This window comes from Microbacterium sp. LCT-H2 (genome assembly GCF_001866135.1).
GTDB lineage: Bacteria > Actinomycetota > Actinomycetes > Actinomycetales > Microbacteriaceae > Microbacterium.
Genome location: NZ_MODW01000001.1, coordinates 789,032 through 806,221, shown reverse-complemented (window position 1 = coordinate 806,221; position 17,190 = coordinate 789,032). Strand labels below are relative to the sequence as shown.

Genomic DNA, 17,190 nt, shown 5'->3' with positions numbered 1-17,190 from the left:
CGCGACCCGCCGCCTCCCCGGCCCCGCCTACGGCGTGTCGCCGGGGGTCTCCGAAGTCGTGCCCGGGCGGTGCCGGGGGCTGTCCGGGTTCAGGAGCGAGTGCCGACGGCTGTAGGCGAAGTACACGACGAGTCCGATCACGAGCCAGACCCCGAACCGGAGCCACGTCTCGGGGTGGAGCTGCGAGATGAGGACGAGCGAGAAGCCCACGCCGACGATCGGGACCACGGGCATGAACGGCAGCCGGAACGTCCGCGGCGCATCCGGCTTCGTGTAGCGGAACACGATCACGGCGACGCAGACGACGACGAAGGCGGCGAGGATGCCGATGTTCGTGAGGTCGGCGACGGCGCGGATGGGGAACACCCCCGCGAAGAACGCCGCGCCCAGCCCCGCGATCCAGGTGACCCGCTGCGGGACGCCGCGGCGGTCGACCCGCGCGAACCAGCCGGGGAGCAGTCCGTCGCGGCTCATGCTGAACCACACGCGAGTGGCGCCGAGCAGGAACGTGAGCATCACGGTGAGGATCGACACGACGGCGAACACCGAGATGACGGAGGCGACGACCGGGAGCCCCACACCCGTGAACGCCGAGGCGAAGCCCGCCTTCGGATCGATGTCCTGGTAGTTCTGCATGCCCGTGAGCACGAGCGTCGCGGCGACGTAGAGCACCATCGCGATCACGAGGGACAGGATGATCGCCTTCGGCATGTGTCGACGCCCGTCCTTCGCCTCCTCGGCGGCCGTGCTCATCGCGTCGTAGCCGAACACCGCGAAGAACACCGTCGCGGCACCGGTGAAGACGGGGCCAAAGCCGTTCGGCAGGAACGGGTCGTAGTTGGCGGGGTCGATGAAGAAGACGCCGAGGACGACGATGAACACCACGAGGAGGATCTTGATAGCGACGGCGACGAGCTCGAAGCGGCCGAACGTGCGGGTGCCTCGGCTCAGCAGGAACGTCACGAACAGGCAGATGAGGATGGCCGGGATGTTGACCACGCCGCCCGGCTGGTCGGCGGTCTCGGTGATCGCGGTCGGCAGCTCCAGCCCGAAGCCGGAGAGGAACGCGTCGAGATAGCCGGAGATGCCGATCGCGACGACGGCGACGATGGCGACGTACTCCAGGAGCAGGTCCCAGCCGATGAACCAGCCGACGAGCTCGCCGAGCGCGACGTAGCCGTAGCTGTAGGCGGAACCGGCGCGCGGGATCATGCCGGCGAACTCCGCATACGACAGCGCGGCCGCCGCCGACGCGAGCCCGGCGATGAGGAAGGAGAGGACGACGGCGGGACCCACGGCGGGAGTCGTCGCGTCGCCGTGGGCGACGAGCCCGGCGAGCGAGAAGATCCCGACACCGACGATGCCGCCCACGCCGATCGCGGTGAGCTGCCAGAGCCCGAGCGTCCGGAACAGACCGCTCCCGCCCGACTCCTCTGTCATGTCGCTGACGGGCTTGCGACGCCACACGGACGTCGTGGGACGGGGTCGATCGGTCCGGGGCATCGTCGCCTCTCTCGTCAGGAACGGTAGAACGTTACCTCCCTGGATGAGGGGCCACAAGGCTCCGCCGGGATCAGTGGACGAGCTCGGCGATCCAGTCGGTGGCGATGACCGCTTCCCGGCGCTGGAAGTCGCGGAGCGTCGTCATCCCGTCCGGCGCGGGAAGACGGCACTTCTCGAACCAGGCGCCGCCCGCGGCGGACAGGAGGGCGACATGGTCCTGCGTGGTCGATCCGGCGAAGACGGGGTGATCGAGCAGGGGACCGACCTCGGCCGCGGCGTCCTCCACGCGGAGATCGAGCAGGTAGAGGAGGGCGTCCTCCCACCCCGCGCCGCGGGCCGCCCACGGCCAATCGAGCAGCCGTGCGCGGCCGGAGGCCTCGATGAGGATGTTGTCGGCCCGGAGGTCGGCGTGCAGGAACCGGTCGCCCGCGACCGCGGCGCCCACGCGTTCCGCCGCCGTGCGGAGGAGGTCGACGTTCTGCGCGCACCACGGCGTGGTCGTCTCCAGGAGCCCTGCCTCCTCCAGCCGTCGCCAGGATCCGGAGTCCTCGTGCAGCTCGTCGGCGAGGCGGGGAAGCGCGCGCGGCGCCTCGGCGGTGGCCAGGGCGGCGATCGCATCCAGGACATGCGCGGTGTCGGGCGCGGTGGCCGAGCGTTCCGGATGACGACCCTCGACGTCTTCGATGAGAAGCACCGCCCATCCGTCCGCAGTGAAGGCGTCGACGAGGTGCGCGGCGGGGAGGGAGCGGGGGATCGCGCCGAGCACCTCGGCCTCTCGCACGTAGAGCGCGAACGTCCCTTCCGCGGACTCCTGCACCGCCTTGACGAACAGCCGCCGTCCGTCGGCGAAGGTCAGCCGTGAGGCCAGTCCCGCGGAGAAGCCGCCGTCCTGCGACTGCGCCCGTGCCACCGGCGAACCGGCGAACTCCTCGACCCGGGCTCGGAGAGCGGGAGGGAGCTGGGTCCAGTCGAGGCGCGCCATCGCCCCAGCGTAGACGGCGGGCGCTCAGCCCCCGGACACGCCGACGAGCGCGGCGCTGCGCTGCCAGAGGGCCTCGGCGAGAGCCGGGTCGTGCACCTGCGGGTTCACCCGGGTGCTGAGGACGCGCTCGTCGTAGTAGCCGCCGGAGATCCAGGTCTCGCCCGGCGTTCCCTCGAGGAACCAGCGCAGCGTCGCGCCGCCGCGGTCGCTGCCGATGAGGACGAGGCGGCGCAGCGGGGTGCGGTAGACGAGGCGCATGATGCTCGACGACTCGGCGGCGAAGTTCGTCGCCACGGTGCCGGGGTGGAAGGCCACCGCGCTGAGACCCTGCGCATGGAACTTCTCGTGAAGGCTCTTCGCCATCAGGACGTTGGCGAGCTTGGCGTCGCCGTAGGCCTTGTTCGGCGAATACCGGCGGGTGTTGTCGAGATCATCGACGTCGAGGTGCCCGAAGAGGTGATGGGCGACGCTGGAGGTGTTCACGACCGCGCCGCGGGCGGCGAGCAGCTGCGGGAGCAGGAGGTTCGTCAGCAGGAACGGGGCGAGGTGGTTCACCTGCATCGTCTTCTCGTGCCCGTCGACCGTGGGGGTGCGGTCGCCGAAGATGCCGCCGGCGTTGTTGGCCAGCACGTCGATGCCCGCCGCTCCCACGGCGTCCGCGAGCTGCGCGGCGAGGGCGCGCACGTCGTCGAGGCGCGCGAAGTCCGCGGTGAACCACTCCGCGCCGGTCTCCGCCGCCACGGCCCGCATCTTGTCGGGCGAGCGGCCAACGAGGAGCAGGCGGTGCGGGGAGCCGGCGAGCTGGCGGGCGGTGGCGGCGCCGATCCCGTCCGAGGCTCCGGTCAGCACGATGGTGCGTGCGGCCACGGCGGCGCTCACTCGGCCGACGGCGTGATGCGGCGGACGGCCCTGGTCACGTGCTCGGCGATCACCGCGCGCGCCTGCTCCGGATCGCCGGTCGCGATGGCGTCGACGATCTGCTGGTGGCTGCGCACGTGCTCCTCCTGCTCGGCGGGGTCGAGGGCGGAGTTGGCCGCCTGGATGAACCCGGCGATCCGGCCGCGGAGCTGGGCGCTGAGCTCATCGAGGAACCGGTGTTCGGCGAGGTCGGCGAGGGTCTCGTGGAAGAGGCGGTCCTGGCGCAGGACCTCGGCCACATCGCCCGGAGCCGCCGCCGCCATGGCTTGGATGATGGCTTGCAGCCGCGCCGCCGACTCGTCGTTCCACCGCTCCTGCACCCGGATCGCCATGAACTGCTCCAGCACGATCCGCAGGCTCGAGATCTCCTCCAGGTCCTGCGCGCTGAGCTGGGCGACGCGGGCGCCGCGGCGGGGCTCGCGGGTGATGAGGCGCTCCTCGGCAAGCCGGGTCAGGGCCTCGCGCACGGGGATGTGGCTGACGCCGAGACGGTCGGCGAGCTTGCGCTCCACGAGGCGCTCGCCCGGGGCGAGCTCTCCGGAGTGGATCGCCGCCCGGAGCTCGTCCGTGACCTGCTCGGCGATGTTCTGATCCGACACGCTGCGCATCCGGGGCCCTTCTCGATCTCGCGCGGCCCGGTGCTCGTCGAGCGGGGGCTCCTTCGCTCGGTCGATGCTATGGCATGAGGGTGGGACTGGACAGGAAACCCGCGGTGCTAGATGCTATAGCAAAACCCGAAACCGATGACGAAGGAGTTGTCATGTCCGGCAGAGAGACCCTCGCGCAGGCGCGCGCCGCGGAGGACGCGGTGGGAGCCGCCGCCATGAAGAAGGCGATCTGGAGGCTGGGTCCGTTCCTCGGACTGCTCTACCTCGTCGCCTACATCGACCGGAACAACGCGGGCTTCGCGAAGCTGGAGATGACCGCCGCCCTCCAGATCACCGAGGCCGCCTTCGGCTTCGCGGCGGGCATCTTCTTCATCGGCTACCTGTTGTTCGAGGTGCCGAGCAACCTGCTGCTGGAGAAGTTCGGCGCCCGCAAGTGGATCGCGCGCATCATGATCTCGTGGGGCATCGTCGCCGCGCTGACCGCCTTCGTGCAGGACGCGACGCAGTTCGCGATCGCGCGCTTCATCCTCGGGATCGCGGAGGCCGGATTCTTCCCCGGGGTGCTGCTCTACCTCACGCTGTGGTTCCCGCGGCAGTACCGCACGCAGGTGCTCGCCGTCTTCGTGCTCTCGAACCCGATCGCCAACGCGGTCGCCGCGCCGCTGTCCGGCTGGATGCTGGAGCTGCACGGCCTGTGGGGGCTCGAGGGGTGGCAGCTCGTCTTCCTGCTCCAGGGCGTCCCGGCTGTGCTCCTCGCGTTCGTCGTGTTCTTCTGGCTCCCCGACCGTCCGCAGGACGCGCGCTGGCTGAACCCCGCCGAGCAGCGCTGGATCACCGACACGCTCGCCGCCGAGACCCAGGCGACCGAGCAACGGCACGGACGCCTCCGTCTGGGCGAGGTCTTCCTCAACGGCCGCCTCTGGACGCTTATCGTGCTGTTCTTCGGCGTCGTGTTCGGTGCGTACGGCCTGGGGATGTGGCTGCCGACGATCGTGAAGAGCATGGGCGACTTCTCGAACTCCACCACGGGGTGGCTCGTGGCGCTGCCGAACCTGTGCGCGGCCCTCGTGATGCTGCCGTGGGAGCGCGCCGCCCGGAGGCAGGGCAACATCCCGCTGCAGATCGGCATCACGCTCAGCATCACCGCCCTGTCGCTCATCGCGGCGGTGGCGGCGCAGGGCACACCGGTGCTCGCGCTCGCGGCGCTGTGCGTCGGGATGTCGGCGCTCTTCTCGACCACCCCGCTGTTCTGGAGCCTGCCGCCCATGGTGCTCACCGGCACGGCGGCCGCAGCCGGCCTCGCCTTCATCAACTCGGTCGGCAACCTCGCCGGCTTCGCGGGACCCTACGCGATCGGCTGGATCAGCGAGACCACGGGATCGGCGGTGTGGGGCCTGCTCCTCATCTCGGGGCTCACGCTGCTCGGGGCGACGATCGCCTTCGTGCTCAGCCGCCGCTCGGACTTCACGACGGCGCCCGACCTCGCCGTCGAGGCGTCCACCGCCCGGCGATGACCGGGCCGGGTCGGCGGTCGTGACGAGAACGTGACCCCGCCGGCCCGGTTCGCTCTAGACGCCCCTCCGCTTTTGCTACATGCTATAGCGTAACACCCTTACCCGAAGCACCACCCGACCTTGGAGGCACCCATGTCGCGTCGTCGTGTTCGGCTCGGCGGAGCAGCAGTGCTGCTGACCGCCGCGCTCACCACCGCTGGTTGCAGCACCTCATCCACCCCCGACGGCCAGGCGCAGGAGGGCGGCACGCTCACCGTCGCCGCCGCGCAGGGCATCCCGCAGCTCAATCCCGCCATCCGCACGTTCGCGTGGGAGGAGGTGCTGTTCCCGCTGCTGTGGAACGGCCTCACCAAGACCGACGAGTCCGGCGAGATCGTCGGCGATCTCGCCGAGAGCTGGGAGGCGTCCGCCGACCAGAAGACCTGGACGTTCACCCTCCGCGACGGCGTGACGTTCTCGAACGGCGAGGCCTTCACCGCCGACGACGCGGTGGCCGCGTTCGACTACTACCTCGACCCGGAGACGGCGACGCAGGAGAAGAACAAGATCTCGATGGTCACCGACGTCACCGCCCCGGACGAGAAGACCGTCGTGGTGACCCTGTCCGAGCCCATCGCGACCTTCCCCGCGGGCATCGTCTGGGTGAAGATGATCGACGTCGACGCGCTCGACACCATCGACAAGGAGCCCATCGGCACCGGTCCGTACGTCGTGGACGCCTTCACGCCGGACGACAGCCTCACCCTCGTCCCCAACCCGGAGTACTTCGGCGAGGCGCCGGCGCTCGACGAGATCACGATCGTGAAGGCCGCCGAGTCCACCGCCGCGGTCACCGGCCTCCGTTCCGGCGACATCGACGTGCTGTGGTCCGTGCCACAGGGCGACGTGGCGGGTCTGGAAGGCGGCGACATCGCCCTGGTGAAGCCCGAGAACCCGAGCCAGTGGCCGTCGTGGGAGATCGACACGACGTCGCCGCCCTTCGACGACGTACGCGCCCGGCAGGCCCTCGCCTACGCGACCGACCGCGAGGCCATCCTCGACGCGGCCTACTACGGCCAGGGCACGGTCTCGCCGACGAACAACGCGCTCGGCGAGGTGAACCCCTGGTTCGGCGGCGAGCTGACCGACTACTCCTACGACCTGGACAAGGCGAAGGAGCTGTTCGCCGCGGCCGGGGTGACCGAGGGCAGCACGCTCACCTGGTGGGGCGTGGCCGGTCAGTACCCCGAGTGGAACACGAGCGGCGAGATCCTGCAGGCGAGCCTGAAGGAGATCGGCATCACGCTGATCATCGACAACAACGACATCGGCACCTGGGTCGACGCGTTCTACCCCGCGGGCAAGAGCTACCCCGGGTACATCGTGCCGAACTTCCAGTCCACGCCGCCCGAGCCGGCCTACTCGCTGAACTTCTACCTGGAGGGGCGGTGCGAGTGCAACTGGGTCGACCCCGACTTCCAGACCGCGTTCGCGGATGCTGTGGCCGAGCCGGACGAGACCGCGCGGGCCGAGAAGTGGGGCACCGTGCAGACCATCATCAACGAGCAGGTGCCGCTCATCGTGCCCCTGCAGTCGACGGTCGTCACCGCCACCAGCACGGCGGTCGACGGCGTGTGGGTCGAGGGCGGCGGACAGCTGCACCTCGAGGGCGCGCAGCTGAAGGGCTGACGTGGTCCTCTCCGTCCTCCGGCGGGTGGCGATCAGCATCGCGATGCTGATCGCCACCTCGCTCCTCGTCTTCGTCGTGCTCCGGCTGCTGCCGGGCGACCCCGTCATCACCCGCCTCGGCTCGACGCCGGGCGTGGATGCCGAGACCATCGCCCGGCTGCGGGAGGAGGCCGGCCTCGACGCCCCCGTCATCGAGCAGTACCTGCGCTGGATCGGCGGCGTCTTCACGGGCGACTTCGGTCAGTCCTACTTCAACCAGTACTCGGTGACGGAGCTCATCGCCCAGCGCCTGCCCGCGACGCTGGAGCTCACGCTCATCGGCGTGCTCCTGGCCGTGCTCATCGCCACCCCGGCCGCCGTGTTCGCCTCGCTGCGTCCGCTCGGCGTGGTCGACCGGGTGCTCACCGCGATCTCGACCGCGGGCATGGCTCTTCCGCAGTTCCTCATCGGCATCGTGCTCATCGTCGTGTTCGCCGTGCAGCTCAAGGTGCTGCCGGCCCGCGGCTACACGCCGTTCGCGGAGGATCCAGCCGAGAACCTCGTGCGCATGATCCTCCCCGGCCTCACCCTCGCCTTCGCGGCGGCGCCGCTGCTCATGCGGTTCCTCCGGGCGTCGATGGTCGAGGTGCTGGACGCCCCCTACATCCGCACCGCGAAAGGCAAGGGACAGTCGGCGAGCGGCGTCGTGCTCGGCCACGCGCTCCGCAACGCCCTGATCCCCGGGCTCACGATGCTCGGCCTGATCGTCGGCTACACCCTGGGCGGCGTGGTGATCGTGGAGTACGTGTTCGGCGTCCCCGGACTGGGCTCGCTCGCCATCGACGCGGTCTTCAAGCGGGACTACGCGGTGCTGCAGTCGGTCGTGCTGCTGATCTCCGCGATGTTCATCCTCACCACGCTCATCGTCGACCTCCTCTACGGGGTGCTCGATCCGCGTCTTCGTGCAAGGAGCAGCCGTGGCTGACACCCTCACCCTCGCACTGCGCTCCGCGCGTCCCCGTCGCAGAATCGCGTTCGCGTCGTGGATTCCGGTGGCACTTCTTGCGCTGATCGTGCTGATCTGCGTCCTTGCCCCGCTCCTGGCCCCGTACGACCCCGCGGCGCAGTCGTCCGACCGGTTCGCCGGTCCCTCGGCGGCGCACCTCTTCGGGACCGACGAGCTGGGCCGCGACCTCTTCAGCCGCGTGCTCTACGGCGGCCAGCTCACCGTGTTCATCGCCGGGGGCGCGACCCTCGTGGCCATGGTCCTCGGCATCGCCTGGGGTATGGCGGCGGCGTTCGCCCGCGGCTGGGTCGACGAGATCCTCATGCGCCTCGCCGACACGGTCATGGCGATCCCGCAGATCCTCTTCGCGCTCGTCTTCATCTCCGCGTTCGGTGCCGACCCCGTCAAGCTCGCCGTGATCATCGGGGTGCTCCTCACGCCGACCACCGCGCGGCTGGTGCGGTCGTCGGTGCTCAGCGAACTGCAGGAGGACTACTTCACGGCCGCGGTGGCCTTCGGATCCACCCGTCGCCGGCTGCTCTTCGCCGAGGTGCTGCCGAACGCCAAGGGGCCGATCGTCGTGCAGGCGGCCATCAACGCCGCCAACGCGATCCTCCTGGAGGCGTCGATGAGCTTCGTCGGGCTCGGCATCGCGCCGCCCGAGGCCACCTGGGGCACGCTCGTGCAACAGGGCTACCAGAAGATGTACCAGTCCATCGGGTACGTGCTGTTCCCCGCCCTGTTCATCTTCGTCACCATCTGGCTGCTCAACGTGCTCGCCGACCAGTTCGGCGGCGATCGGAAGGGGAGGGGCCGATGACCGACCTCACGCCCGTCCTGCAGGTGCAGGACCTCACCGTCTCCTACGGCGACGTCATGCCCGTCCAGGGCATCACGTTCGCGGTGCGGCCCGGTGAGCGCATCGGCCTCGTCGGCGAATCCGGCTCCGGCAAGTCGCTCACGGCGCTGTCGATCATGCGGCTGAACGACGGGGCGACCCTCGGCGGCAGCATCCGGCTGCGCGACCGCGAACTGCTCACGCTGAGCCCGCGGGAGATGACCCGCGTGCGTGGCGGCGAGATCGCGATGGTCTATCAGGACCCGATGTCGTCGCTGAACCCGGTCCGCACGATCGGTCACCAGCTCGTCGAGGCGATCCGGCTGCACGACCGGGTCTCGGCGGCGGCCGCCCGCGCGCGGGCCGTCGAGCTGCTGACCGAGGTCGGGGTGCCGCTGCCCGAGGAGCGTCTGGGCCAGTACCCGCACGAGTTCTCCGGCGGGATGCGGCAGCGCGTGATGATCGCGATGGCCATGTCCTCTCGGCCCGCCGTGCTCATCGCGGACGAGCCGACCACGGCCCTCGACGTGACGACGCAGTCCCGGATCATCGACCTGCTCGACCGGCTCGCGGAAGACCACGGGACCGCGGTCGTGCTCATCACGCACGACCTCGGCGTCGCCGCCGGGTTCTGCGAGCGCATCCACGTGATGCGGCACGGGCGCGTGGTCGAGGAGGGCCCGGTCGACCGCATCTACGCGACCCCCGAGCACCCGTATACCCAGGCGCTCCTCGGCGCGGTCGTCGACCTCACAGTCGACGTGCAGCAGCCCATCCGCACCGCCGCGGAGGTGCTCGAACGCGGGACGGAGCCGCTCGCCGAGGCCGGATCGATCAGCGCGGTGGATCGGGCGCGGGAGTCCGGCGACGTGCTGGTGGACGTGCAGGGCGTGTCGAAGGTGTTCACGCTCGGCTCCGGGCGCCGGGTGACCGCGGTCGACGACGTGTCGTTCCAGATCCGGCGCGGCGAGACGGTCGGGCTCGTCGGCGAGTCGGGCTCCGGCAAGTCGACCGTGTCGAAGGCCGTGCTCGCGCTCGGCGGCATCGACGGAGGGTCGGTCGTCTTCGACGGGCAGCGTCCGCACGACCTCCGCGGCGAGGAGATGCGGCGGCTGCGCAAGCGCATGCAGATGGTGTTCCAGGACCCGTTCTCGGCGCTGAACCGGCGGCAGACCGTCGCGCAGATCATCGAGGCGCCGCTGCGCGCCCACGGCATCGGTACCCGGGCCTCCCGCGCCGAGAAGGTGCGCGAGACCATGCACCGCGTGCGCCTGGACGAGGAGTTCGCGCACCGGCTGCCGCGCTCGATGTCCGGCGGGCAGTGCCAGCGCGTGTCCATCGCCCGGTCGCTCGTGCTGGAGCCGGACTTCCTCGTGCTCGACGAATCGGTGTCGGCGCTGGACGTGTCGATCCAGGCGCAGGTGCTCAATCTGCTCCGGGAGCTGCAGGCCGAGCTCGGCCTCACGTACCTCTTCATCAGCCACGACCTCGCGGTGATCCGGTACATGTCCTCGACGGTCGCCGTGATGCAGCAGGGGCGCATCGTGGAGATCGGCGCGCGCGACGCGCTCTTCGCGAATCCGCAGCACGAGTACACGCGCGGGCTCATGGCGGCGATCCCCGTCGCCGACCCGGTCCTCGAGCGCCGACGGCGTGCGGAGGCCGCGGCGCTCTGGCAGGCCCAGGGCGGGCAGACGGGCGCGGTCCCCGCCGCGCTCGCCGGACGAGGAGGACGACGATGACCACCATGGATCAGGGGACGGGGTCCGCGGCAGACGCCGCCGGAGGCGCGGCGGTGCGGTCGACCGGCCGCCGGGCGCTCATGGCCGGGCTCGGCGCGGTCGCGCTCGGCACGGCGGGCGCGCTCGCGAGCACGGCACCGGCGCAGGCCGCCCTGGTCGCCGCCGGTGCCAAGGACGTCACGCGAGCGGAGTCCGTCGCCGACCTGGCCCGTCTCCGGGCCCGCGACGGCGAGATGGCGGTCGTCGCCGGGTACCGGAAGCCCGGCGACGCCGGGCTGCTGGTGTACGTGGGCAGCGAGAACGCGAAGACCGCGCCCAACGGCGGCACCGTGATCGCGGGGAAGCACGACACCCGCTGGGTCCTGCAGCACGACGGGACGGTCGACTTCCGGGTCTTCGGCATCACGGGACCGGAGAAGCCGGCCGACGATGCGCTCGCCGCGATGGTGAACGATCCCCGCATCCGCCGGATCGAGGCGAGCACCGATCTCCTGTTCCGGCGCCGGCATCGCTTCACGCGGTCGTACGTCGAGATCGACTTCGGCGGACACCTCATCACGACCGACGGCATCGAGAAGAACACGCACGACAACCCGTTCGGCGCCGTGATGTTCTTCACCGGGGTGTCGAAGGACGTCACGGTCGAGCATGCGCTGGTCGAGGCCTGGCCCGAGCTGACCGATGCGGTCGCCGTGCCGGATGCGTCCCGGTTCCCCGTCGACTCCTGGTGGGCGGTGCAGTGCGATCCCGTCGCCGGCGGAGGGGCGGACGAGCGCGAGCTGCAGCGCTTCGTGCAGGTGACGCAGCAGATCGACGCCACCCACATCCGCATCGACTACCTCAACGGCTGGCCGCTCGACAAGGGTCGGAAGCTCCTCTGGCGGCAGATGGAACCGGTCGCGGGCGTGCGCATCGCGAACATGCGGTTCCTCGGCGCCGGGCCCTTCGACGGTCCCACCGACGGCTCCTTCCCCGACTCCCGCGAGCTCACCGGCTCCCACCCCATCGCCTTCGAGTACGCGATCCACTGCGACGTGGCCGACGTGCACGCGAGCCGCACCTGGTGGCCCGTGATCATGCGGCGCTGGAACACGCACTTCACGACGGAGCGCTGCTCGGTGGAGAACCCGCCGACCGTGTTCTACGGTGGCGCGGGCTACCTCACGCAGCAGATCTACAGCCTCTACGGGCGCGTGAGCGACTGCACCTCGTCGAACGCCCGGCACCTGAACGACCTCACTGCCAGCGCCTACTGCCTCGTCGAGAACTGCCACGGCGACGGCGACGACCAGGGCGGCAACCCCTTCACCACGCACGGCCAGTACGAGCACGACCTCACCTTCATCGGCAACTCCGGGCTCATGGACATCGCCAACTCCGGGGCGCAGTGGGGCACCGCCGCCAAGCGCATCACGGTGCGCGACCACGTCTGCTCCTGGTTCGTCGCCGGCACCAAGATCAGCGATCTGACGCTGGAGAACGTGCGGGTCATCGGCCGCTCGACCTTCGACCCGCAGGCGACCATGACCATCAACGCCGACGGTGCCCAGGTGCGCGGCTGCACCGCGGGACTTTTGGCGATCGGACAGCGGTCGCAGCGCTCGTCGCGGCCGACCGTGATCGCGGACTCCACCTTCGCGCTGCCGAAGGACCAGGTGCTCGTGCAGACTCCGGTCACGGCTCCCGTGCGCTTCGTGGACTGCACGATCACCGGGATCGACGGGGTCAAGGCCCGTGGGTCCGGGCCGGTCGAGTTCGTGGACTGCCGCCTCAGCGGCCCGGCGGCGGGTGCGCCCTTCGAGCTCGGCGCCGCCACGGTCACCATCCGCGGCGGTTCCGTGCGCGACGTGCGCCTGACCGCGACCGCGGTGCGCGATCAGCTCGTCGCCCTGGACGGGGTCGACCTCTCCACGGAGCGGACGGACGGCGCGCTGCTGAGCAGGGCTGCCGGTGCCGGGGTCGTCACCTGGCGGGTGAGCGGGGTGACCTCGACGGTGCCGAAGGGCGCGGCGCACCTCGATATCGGGACCGGCATCAACCACGCCCGCGTCACCGGCAGCCAGTTCGTCGGCGGAGGACTGCGGCTGGCGGACGGGTTCGCCGAGCCGTCGACGCTGCTGTACAGCGACACCGTCGAGCGCGGCGTCGAGACCGCACTGCCGGAGGCCGCAGTCCGCGTCGTCATCGCGGACGTGCTGGCGAGCGCGTGACGGACGGCATCATGGACATCAGGGAGGACCACGCGTGAATCACACGGCAGCGGCGACGCACCTCGGAGACCGCATCCGCATCCCCCGCACGCGGGCGCGCATCGGCGTCGCCCGGCGCGACATCACGCCGCCCGTCGGCATCCGCGCCAAGAACTGGGGCCCGGCCGACTGGGAGCGGTCCGAGGGGGCGCATCGGCCGTTCGCGCTGACCGCGCTCGCGGTGGTGGCCGCGGACGAGCGGCCCCGGGTGCTGCTCGCCGTGGACGGCACGTGGTGGCGCCGAGTTGCCGATGAGCAGGGCGTGCGCGGGGCGATCCTCGACGGTCTGGGCCTCGAGCCCGATCAGCTCATGCTCTCCCTCTCGCACACCCACGCCGGGGCCGTGCTCTGCGCCGCGGATGCGCATCTGCCGGGCGGCGAACTCATCCCCGGGTACCTGGAGGCTCTTGCTGCCGCGGGCATCGCCGCCGGGCGGGAGGCGCTGGAGGCTGCGCGACCGGGACTGATCGAGTGGACCACGGGCACCTGCACCCTCGCGGCGGAGCGCGAGCTCGACCTCGACGGCCGCGCGCTCGTCGGCTACAACCCCCAGGGCACCGCCGACGACACGGTGACCATCGGCCGGATCAGCATCGACGGGGAGGTGCGGGCGACGCTGGTGAACTACGCCTGCCACCCGACCACCCTGGCCTGGCAGCACCGCGAGGTGTCTCCGGACTACGTCGGCGCCATGCGCGAGATCGTGGAGGCCGCGACCGGCGCACCGTGCCTCTTCGTGCAGGGGGCCTCGGGCGAGCTGGCCCCTCGGGAGCAGTACACCGGCGACGTCGCGGTGGCCGACCGGCACGGACGCTCACTCGGGCACGCGGTGCTCGCGGCGCTGGACGGGCTCCCGGTACCCGGCGAGGAGCTGACGCTGAACGGGGTCGTGGAGTCGGGTGCTCCGCTCGCGATCTGGACCGGGACCCCGGCGGACGGCGGCGACGGGGCGGCGGGAGTCGTCTCGGCCGTCGAGCTGCCGCTGCGCGACCTGCCCACCCTGGACGAGCTCGCCGAGGAGTGGAGGGACATCGACCCCCGGTCGCGGGAGGAGCGCCTCGGACGGGCGCGGAACCTCCGCGACGGCTACATCGACGGTCCGACCGTGTCGCATCCCGTGTGGGCGTGGCGGCTCGGAGACGCCGTGATCGTGGGGCATCCGGGCGAGGCGTACTCGCGGCTGCAGACGACCCTGCGGGAGCGGTTCCCCCAGACGCCGATCGTGGTGATGAACCTCACGAACGGCCCGGGCTTCGTGTATCTCCCGACGCGCGAAGCCTACGACCGCGGTGCCTATCAGTCCTGGCAGACGCCCTTGGCTCCCGGCGCCCTGGAGCTCCTGGAGTCCCACGCCGTGTCGGTCGTGGCCGGGTTGCTGGGGTAGTTCCCCGTCCGAATCGCCCACTTTGCTCCATTTCCGGCCGAGATCGAACCAGTTGCGCGATTCGAACGGGCTAGAGTTGCTATAGCAAATCCCCGAGGTAGAGGAGAGACATGACCACGCGCCCCGTCGCCATCGTCACCGGAGGCTCGGCCGGCATCGGCTGGGAGATCGGACAGCGACTCTCCGCGGACGGCTACCTCGTCGTCGCGACCGACCGCGTCCCCGGGCTCACCGCGGGCGAGAACCCCGCCGGGATCCTGTGGCGGGAGCTCGACGTCACCGACCATGCCGCCGTCGACCGGGTCTTCGGCGAGATCGAGGCGGAGCTCGGGCCCATCGAGGTGCTCGTGAACAACGCCGGCATCCAGCGGCACCGCGGGATCGAAGACCTCACGTGGGACGAGTGGTCCGCGGTCGTGAACGTGAACCTGCACGGGGTGTTCTCCGCGCTCCAAGCTGCCGGGAAGCGCATGCTCGACCGGGGCGAGGGCCGCATCGTCAACATCTCCTCCATCTCCTCGCGCGGCTCCGCGGGGCGGGCGCCGTATGCCACGACCAAGGCCGCCGTCATCGGACTCACCTCCACGGCGGGAGCGGAGTGGGCGTCGCGCGGTGTGCGGGTCAACGCGGTGGCCCCGGGCTACGTCGACACCGGGGTGTTCCGGCAAGGCGTCGAGCAGGGCACGCTGAGCCTCGACACGATCCTGTCCCGCATCCCCGCGAAGCGCCTGGCCGACGCGAGTGAGATCGCCGCGGCCGTGAGCTTCCTCGTGTCGGACCAGTCGCGCTACATGAACGGGCAGACCCTGTACGTCGACGGCGGGTTCATGGTGGACTACGGCGTGCCCCTCGCGAAGAAGCCCGAATGACCGCCGTCGCCCGGATCGACACGGCCACGGCGGTCCTCCCCCTTCCCGCGCCGCTGCAGCTCGGCGCGATGACGGTCACGCGGCGGGAGTATTCCGCGGTTCGGGTGACGGCGGACGACGGCACCACCGGGATCGCCTACTGCCTGTCGCGCGAAGCGCCGATGGCGGAGATCGTCGAACGCCTGGTGGCTCCGCACGCGGTGGGGCTCGACGCCGACGACCCGGCGGCCGCGTGGGACCGGATGCTCCGGGGCAGCGCGATCGTCGGACGGGTGGGACTCGTGCGGCGGGCGATCGGTCTCGTCGACATCGCCCTGTGGGACGTCGCGGCCCGTCGCGCCGGCGTGCCGCTGTGGACCCTGCTCGGCACCGGTGACGCCCCGCGGGAGGGGATGCTCGTCGCCGCGTATCCCTCTCCGCAGCGGCCGCCGCGGGAGATCGCGGACGAGGTGCTCGCGCAGGCGGAGGGCTGGGCACAGGTGAAGATTTCGCGCATTCCCGATCCGGCATACATGCGCGAACTGCTCGCGATCCTCGGCGCGGAGCTGCCGTCATCGACCGGACTCGTCGTGGATGTGGGCTTCGGCTGGCCCGACGCGGAGTCCGCTGTGGCGGAGGTCGCGCAGTGGGGCGAGCCGCGCCTGGCCTGGCTGGAGGATCCGCTGCTCCCCGAGGACGCGGCCGGTGTCGCCCGCATCCGCCGGGAGACCGGGCTGCCGGTGGCGGTGGGCGACGAGGTGACCGACCCCGCGGTGCTCCGGGGTCTCGTCGAGGTCGGCGAGGTCGACGCGCTGCGCCTCGACGTCGTCGCGATCGGCGGCATCACCCCCGCGCGCGAGCTCATCGGCTGGGCGACGGCGCGCGGTGTCCCCGTGTCCGGACACGTCTATCCCGAGGTCACGGCGCACCTCGGCATCCAGGTGGAGACCTTCGCCCGCGGGGTGAATCCCTACGACCCCGCACCCTCGTTCGTCACGGGCGGGCCGCAGTTCGCCGGCACCGTCACGCCGACCGCTGCTCCGGGGCTCGGCTTCGGCCTCGATCCCGCCGTCTTCCGATTCGAGAGGGACTGACATGACACCTTCCCCGCGCAGCGTCGTCGTCACCGGCAGCGGCAAGGGCATCGGCCGCGCCGTGGCCGCGCGGCTCACCGCCGACGGCTGGATCGTCGTCGGGCTCGAACGCTCGCCCGGCTCCGGGACCGTGGAGGAGGGCATCGTCGCCGAGGTCGTGCTCGGCGACGCCTCCGACCGCACGGCCCATCAACGCGCGGCGGCCGCGGCGCGCACCAAGGCTCCGCTGGCCGGCTGGGTCAACAACGCCGGCATCACGAAGCGCACGCCGCTGCACGAGCTCGACGAGACCGTCGTGCGCGAGATCATCGACATCAACGGCTTCGGCTACCTCTGGGGCTGCTCGACGGCCGTGTCCGCGTTCCTCGATCAGGGCGTGGCCGGGGCGATCGTGAACATCGGGTCGATCCACGGTCGCTCGAGCTTCGTCGACCACGCGGCTTACGAGTTCACGAAGGGCGGGATCGACGCCCTCAGCCGGAGCGTCGCCGTGACATATGGCGGAGTGGGCATACGGGCCAACACCGTCGCACCGGGCGGCGTGCGCACTCCGCATCTGGAGGCGCAGATCGCGCGGGCGGCCGATCCTGCGGCGGAGGAGCGCCTGCTCGCGGAGGGTCCGCCCATGGGACGCATCGCCCGGGCGGAGGAGGTCGCCGCGGTGACGGCGTTCCTGCTCTCCGACGAGGCCCCCTACCTCTCGGGCCAGTCCATCGCGGTCGACGGCGCCTGGACGGCGTCGTTCGGGGACATCACCCTCGACCCCGCGCTGCGGGAGCGGTTCGCGGCGCCCCCGGCCTCCTGAACTCCGGCCACGCCGATGTCCCCGGTCCGTGCGACGATCCGCTCGTCGACGG

General features: G+C 71.1%; 14 protein-coding genes. 10 read left to right on the top strand and 4 right to left on the bottom strand.

Annotated features, from left to right (window positions below; genetic code table 11):
- Nucleotides 1-27: 27 nt before the first annotated feature.
- From BK819_RS03785 to BK819_RS03770, 4 genes are all read right to left on the bottom strand, one after another.
- A complete protein-coding gene (locus BK819_RS03785; protein ID WP_256209359.1) occupies nt 28-1,440 on the bottom strand; it encodes an APC family permease in 1,413 nt (470 codons plus the stop codon).
- 133 nt (nt 1,441-1,573) lie between these two features.
- Nucleotides 1,574-2,485, bottom strand: coding sequence for a phosphotransferase (locus tag BK819_RS03780; protein WP_071327920.1), 912 nt, complete (start codon nt 2,483-2,485; stop codon nt 1,574-1,576).
- A gap of 24 nt (nt 2,486-2,509) precedes the next feature.
- Nucleotides 2,510-3,352 carry an SDR family NAD(P)-dependent oxidoreductase gene (locus BK819_RS03775; RefSeq protein ID WP_071327919.1) on the bottom strand — a complete coding sequence of 281 codons (843 nt, stop codon included), beginning with the start codon at nt 3,350-3,352 and terminating at the stop codon, nt 2,510-2,512.
- A gap of 8 nt (nt 3,353-3,360) precedes the next feature.
- Nucleotides 3,361-4,011 (bottom strand): GntR family transcriptional regulator, encoded by a 651-nt coding sequence (locus BK819_RS03770; protein WP_071327918.1) that lies wholly within the window; start codon nt 4,009-4,011, stop codon nt 3,361-3,363.
- Nucleotides 4,012-4,163: 152 nt separating this feature from the next.
- Here BK819_RS03770 and BK819_RS03765 point away from each other — a divergent pair, with 152 nt between their 5' ends.
- From BK819_RS03765 to BK819_RS03720, 10 genes are all read left to right on the top strand, one after another.
- Nucleotides 4,164-5,525, top strand: coding sequence for an MFS transporter (locus tag BK819_RS03765; protein ID WP_071327917.1), 1,362 nt, complete (start codon nt 4,164-4,166; stop codon nt 5,523-5,525).
- A gap of 132 nt (nt 5,526-5,657) precedes the next feature.
- Nucleotides 5,658-7,193, top strand: a complete 1,536-nt coding sequence (locus BK819_RS03760; protein ID WP_083391643.1) for an ABC transporter substrate-binding protein — start codon at nt 5,658-5,660, stop codon at nt 7,191-7,193.
- A 1-nt stretch (nt 7,194) separates the two neighbouring features.
- Nucleotides 7,195-8,157 carry an ABC transporter permease gene (locus BK819_RS03755; RefSeq protein WP_025104137.1) on the top strand — a complete coding sequence of 321 codons (963 nt, stop codon included), beginning with the start codon at nt 7,195-7,197 and terminating at the stop codon, nt 8,155-8,157.
- Nucleotides 8,150-8,998 (top strand): ABC transporter permease, encoded by an 849-nt coding sequence (locus BK819_RS03750; protein WP_218138554.1) that lies wholly within the window; start codon nt 8,150-8,152, stop codon nt 8,996-8,998. Before BK819_RS03755 ends, BK819_RS03750 begins: the two co-directional genes overlap by 8 nt.
- The gene (locus BK819_RS03745; RefSeq protein WP_071327914.1) at nt 8,995-10,758 is read left to right on the top strand and encodes an ABC transporter ATP-binding protein; all 1,764 of its coding nucleotides are present in this window, start codon (nt 8,995-8,997) and stop codon (nt 10,756-10,758) included. The genes BK819_RS03750 and BK819_RS03745 overlap by 4 nt, the downstream gene beginning before the upstream one ends.
- Nucleotides 10,755-12,968: a peptidase C14 gene (locus BK819_RS03740; RefSeq protein WP_256209358.1), complete on the top strand. Its 2,214-nt coding sequence runs from the start codon at nt 10,755-10,757 to the stop codon at nt 12,966-12,968. The genes BK819_RS03745 and BK819_RS03740 overlap by 4 nt, the downstream gene beginning before the upstream one ends.
- Before the next feature lie 34 nt (nt 12,969-13,002).
- Nucleotides 13,003-14,391, top strand: a complete 1,389-nt coding sequence (locus BK819_RS03735) for a hypothetical protein (RefSeq protein WP_083391642.1) — start codon at nt 13,003-13,005, stop codon at nt 14,389-14,391.
- Nucleotides 14,392-14,501: 110 nt separating this feature from the next.
- Nucleotides 14,502-15,260: an SDR family NAD(P)-dependent oxidoreductase gene (locus tag BK819_RS03730; protein WP_071327913.1), complete on the top strand. Its 759-nt coding sequence runs from the start codon at nt 14,502-14,504 to the stop codon at nt 15,258-15,260.
- Nucleotides 15,257-16,333 (top strand): enolase C-terminal domain-like protein, encoded by a 1,077-nt coding sequence (locus BK819_RS03725; RefSeq protein ID WP_071327912.1) that lies wholly within the window; start codon nt 15,257-15,259, stop codon nt 16,331-16,333. Before BK819_RS03730 ends, BK819_RS03725 begins: the two co-directional genes overlap by 4 nt.
- 1 nt (nt 16,334) lies before the next feature.
- A complete protein-coding gene (locus BK819_RS03720; RefSeq protein WP_071327911.1) occupies nt 16,335-17,138 on the top strand; it encodes an SDR family NAD(P)-dependent oxidoreductase in 804 nt (267 codons plus the stop codon).
- The last annotated feature ends 52 nt before the right edge of the window (nt 17,139-17,190 follow it).